Source organism: Variovorax sp. 01T439_2 (genome assembly GCF_056398445.1).
Window position 1 is genome coordinate 1 of the sequence record NZ_JBFTPJ010000644.1, and the last position, 3481, is coordinate 3481.

The 3481-nt window shown below is 69.0% G+C and carries 4 protein-coding genes; all 4 read left to right on the forward strand.

What is annotated here, in order from left to right; genetic code table 11:
- The first annotated feature begins 186 nt into the window (after positions 1-186).
- The 4 genes from AC1DOC_RS24980 to AC1DOC_RS24995 are packed head-to-tail and all read left to right on the forward strand — an operon-like array spanning position 187 to position 3359.
- Positions 187-855, forward strand: a complete 669-nt coding sequence (locus AC1DOC_RS24980) for a class II aldolase/adducin family protein (RefSeq protein WP_015867882.1) — start codon at positions 187-189, stop codon at positions 853-855.
- A 25-nt stretch (positions 856-880) separates the two neighbouring features.
- Positions 881-1699 carry a 2-oxo-tetronate isomerase gene (otnI, locus tag AC1DOC_RS24985; RefSeq protein ID WP_478084440.1) on the forward strand — a complete coding sequence of 273 codons (819 nt, stop codon included), beginning with the start codon at positions 881-883 and terminating at the stop codon, positions 1697-1699.
- The gene (locus AC1DOC_RS24990) at positions 1696-2895 is read left to right on the forward strand and encodes an amidohydrolase family protein (RefSeq protein ID WP_478130706.1); all 1200 of its coding nucleotides are present in this window, start codon (positions 1696-1698) and stop codon (positions 2893-2895) included. The genes otnI and AC1DOC_RS24990 overlap by 4 nt, the downstream gene beginning before the upstream one ends.
- Positions 2892-3359 (forward strand): RidA family protein, encoded by a 468-nt coding sequence (locus tag AC1DOC_RS24995; RefSeq protein WP_478080906.1) that lies wholly within the window; start codon positions 2892-2894, stop codon positions 3357-3359. The genes AC1DOC_RS24990 and AC1DOC_RS24995 overlap by 4 nt, the downstream gene beginning before the upstream one ends.
- The last annotated feature ends 122 nt before the right edge of the window (positions 3360-3481 follow it).

Sequence of the window (3481 nt, forward strand, 5' to 3'; positions counted from 1 at the left end):
GTACACCACGAGCGTGCCCAGGTGCACAGAGCATCGGGTGCTCCCCGCAGCGAAATCAAGGAGGAGGCCGCAGGCCGGGGGACATTCGCGGAGGGGAGTACCCGGTGATCTGTGCACACGCCCTGGACAACAGCACCCTGAACAAGACCGCCCGAACACAGCCAAACTCGCGCAGTTAAAAAAGACATGAAAGAAACCCAAGCCCGAGAAGAAATCTGCCGAGTCGGCCGCAGCCTGTTCGAACGCGGCTACGTGCATGCCACCGCGGGCAACATCAGCGTGCGGCTGGACGATGGTTTTCTGATCACGCCGACCGATGCCTGCCTGGGTTTTCTCGACCCCGCGCGTCTTGCCAAACTCGACGCGCAAGGCCAGCAGACCGGCGGCGACCGCGCCAGTAAGACCATCGCGCTGCACACGCGCATCTACGCCGCCGCCCGCAAGTTCGATGCAGGCACGGCCTGCGTGATCCACACGCACAGCACGCACTGCGTTGCGCTCACGCTGGCGAACACGCCGGGCGACGAGCTGCTGCCCGCGCTCACGCCGTACTTCGTCATGAAGGTCGGCCACGTGCCGCTCATTCCGTACCACCGCCCCGGCGCGCCCGAGGCGGCCGAACTCGTGGCGCAGGCCATCGAGCGCCATGGCGCGGCCGGCACGCCGATTCGCGCCGTGATGCTCGAACGCCTCGGCCCCAACGTGTGGCACGAGAGCCCGGCCGCTGCCATGGCCGTGCTCGAGGAACTCGAGGAAACCGCCAAGCTCCAGCTGCTTGCCGGCCCCGCCAGGCCCGAGCCGCTCGGCAATGAACAGATCGATGAACTGCGCCGCATCTTCGGTGCGCGCTGGTAGCCGCCAGTAGTAGTAAAAACACGCCATGCCCCAATTCGCCGCCAACCTCTCGATGCTCTATCCGGAGCTCAACTTCCTCGACCGCTTCGAAGCCGCCGCGAAAGACGGCTTCAAGGCCGTCGAATATCTTTTTCCCTATGCCTTCGCAAAGGAAGAGCTCGCCGCGCGGCTCCAGCACAACGGCCTGCAGCAGGTGCTCTTCAACGCCCCTCCGGGCGACTGGGACCGCGGCGAGCGCGGCCTGGCCTGCCTGCCGGGCCGCGACGCCGAATTCCGCGAAGGCATGGCCAGCGCCATCGACTACGCCGTGGCGCTCGGCTGCCCGCGCATCCACGTCATGGCGGGCCTGGTGCCCGAAGGCCTGGAGCGCGAGGCCGTGCAGCCCGTGTACGTCGACAACCTGCGCTGGGCCGCGGCCGAGGCGGCCAAGGCCGGGCGCGACGTGCTGATCGAGCCCATCAACACGCGCGACATCCCGCGCTTCTTCCTCAACCGGCAGGACCATGCGCACGAGATCGTCGACATGGTGGGCGCGACCAACCTCAAGGTGCAGATGGACCTGTACCACTGCCAGATCGTCGAGGGTGACGTGGCCATGAAGATCCGCAAGTACCTGCCCACCGGGCGCGTGGGCCACATCCAGATTGCCGGCGTGCCCGAGCGCCACGAGCCCGACATCGGCGAGCAGAACTACCCCTACCTGTTCGACCTGATCGACGAGGTGTCGGCGCAGTCCGGCTGGCAGGGCTGGGTCGGCTGCGAGTACCGGCCCCGGCGCGGCTCGGAACCCGGCGGCACCTCGGCGGGGCTCGGCTGGCTGCGAGCGCTGCAACAGCGCGCATGAAACTCGAGTCGCTGCGCATTCCGTCGCGGCTGCGCGGCTTTGCCGCGGGCGATGCCCAGGTCTTCGACGTCACGCTGGCCGGCGACAGGGTGCAGGCCGTCGCGCCGAGCGCATCGCAGTCGCAGGCGCGCGGCACCTTGCTGAGCGCGCTCGTCGAGGCGCATGCGCACATCGACAAGAACTACACCGTGCAGGAAGTCGGCGCGGCCGAGGGCAACCTGTTCGCGGCCATCGACCGCATGGCGAAGCACCGCGCGGGCTGGAGCGRCCAAACGCTGCGCCCGCGCATGGAGCGCGCGCTGCACGAGGCCTGGCAGTCGGGCACGCGCGCGCTGCGCACCCACATCGACTGGGTGGAGGGCGAGCCGCCCGCCGCGCTGGCGGTGTTCGAGGCGCTGCGCGAAGAGTGGCGCGGCCGCATCGAGCTGCAGTTCGTCTCTCTCACGCCGCTCGACCTGTTCGCGGACCTCGCGGCCGGCGAGCGCATTGCGCGCGAGGTGAAGCGCGCGGGCGGCGTGCTGGGCGCCTTCGTGTATCGCAACGAAGGCCTGGTGCACAAGCTGGGCCGCGTGTTCGACCTCGCGCAGGACCACGGCCTGGGCCTCGACTTCCATGTCGACGAGGGTCTCGACGCCGACGCGAGCGGCCTGCGCAGCATTGCGCAGCTGATGCGCGCGCGCGACTTCCGGCGCGGTGTGGTCTGCGGCCACTGCTGCTCGCTGGCGATGCAGGACGATGCCGTTGCCAACGAGACGCTGGCGCTGTGCGCGGGCGCCGGCATCCACATCGTCGCGCTGCCGACCACCAACCTCTACCTTCAGGGCGCCTGGGACCGCACGCCCGTGCCGCGCGGCATCACGCGCATCCGCGAGGCGGCGGCACGGGGCTTGCGTGCGAGCCTGGCTACGGACAACGTGCAGGACGCCTTCTATCCCTATGGCAGCTACGACCTTCTCGAAACCTTCGGCCTCGGTGTGCAGATGGCGCACCTCGCGCCCGCGGACGAATGGCTCGACGCGATCACCGTCAGCCCCGCGAAGGCGCTCGGCCTGGCATGGGACGGCCGCATTGCGCCGGGCTGCCCCGCGGACCTGGTGCTGCTCGCGGCCACCGGCGAGCATGAGCTGGTCGGCCCGCGCGGGCGCCGGCGCACCGTGATCCGTGGCGGTCAAGAAATTCTGGAGCAGACACGATGAGCATGGGCAAGCCAATGGCCAACTACGCCGCCGCCAAGCGCGTGGGCGATTTCGTCTTCATGAGCGGCGTGGTCGCGGTCGATCCGGCCACGCGCCGCGCCGTGGCCGGCTACGAGGCCCTGCCCGAGGAAGGCCGCACGGCCCTGCAGGGCCTGGGCTATGCCACGGGCCAGATGTCGGTCGACATCTTCGAGGCGCCCATCGTGGCGCAGAGCTGGTTCGTGCTCGAGCGCATCCGCCAGATCGCGGCCGAGCATGGCGGCACCATGGAAGACGTGGTGAAGCTGGTGCAGTACTTCCGCCAGCTGCCGCACTACGCCTTCTACAACCGCGTGCGCGGCCTGTTCTATCCGGGCGAGCCGCCGGTCAGCACGGTGGTCGAGGTGGCGCGCTTCCTGCCGGGCGACGAGGTGCTGGTGGAAGTGGAAGCCACCATGTACCTGCCGCAGCACCGCCCTACCTGACGCCCGCGCCTTTCAGCAGGAATTCGGTCACCTGCTCGATCAGGTAGCGCCGGTCCTTGTCGTCGCCTTGCTGCGCCACATTGCGGAAGTAGGCCGCCTGCGTGGCGTGGTCGGCATAGAAC

What these genes read in the sequence shown, in the direction of transcription:
- AC1DOC_RS24980 (WP_015867882.1), top strand. Translation starts at nt 187, where the DNA reads ATGAAAGAAACCCAAGCCCGAGAAGAAATCTGCCGAGTCGGCCGCAGC.
- AC1DOC_RS24995 (WP_478080906.1), top strand. Translation starts at nt 2,892, where the DNA reads ATGAGCATGGGCAAGCCAATGGCCAACTACGCCGCCGCCAAGCGCGTG.
- otnI (WP_478084440.1), top strand. Translation starts at nt 881, where the DNA reads ATGCCCCAATTCGCCGCCAACCTCTCGATGCTCTATCCGGAGCTCAAC.